The sequence below is a fragment of the Azospirillum sp. FG154 genome (assembly GCF_057809575.1).
This window is the reverse complement of record NZ_JBMDKF010000071.1, coordinates 1-389: the sequence shown is the minus strand read 5'-3', so window position 1 is coordinate 389 and position 389 is coordinate 1. Positions and strand designations below refer to the sequence as shown.

Here is a 389-nt window from a genome sequence, read left to right as displayed (position 1 = left end):
TGGAGTTGCCCTGGAAAAGTGGAGAGCCTTCTGAGACAACAACGCGGATCAGGAGGCCTTCATGAGCCCAACCAAACAGCGGAAAGTTACGGAAGAGTTCAAGCGTGAAGCGGTGCGGCTGACCGAGACGAGCGGTCGGACTGTGGCGCAGGTCGCCGGTGATCTGGGGATCGGCAAATCGACGCTGACGCGGTGGAAAACCCAATTCAAAGAGGCCGATGTTCTGTCTGGTCCTCACGACGACGTGCAAAAGGAACTGACGCGGCTTCGGCTTGAAAATAAAATTCTCCGTCAGGAACGGGACCTCTTAAAAAACGCGGCGGCCTTCTTCGCCAAGGAAACAAGTCGATGATTTATGAAGCCATCGACGCGAAGAAGGCTGAAACACC

The 389-nt window shown here is 55.0% G+C and carries 1 pseudogene; it reads left to right on the top strand.

Annotation, left to right across the window (positions count from 1 at the left end):
- Positions 1-61 precede the first annotated feature (61 nt).
- Positions 62-389: pseudogene (locus tag ACODS4_RS28150) on the top strand (transposase); the annotation flags it as partial.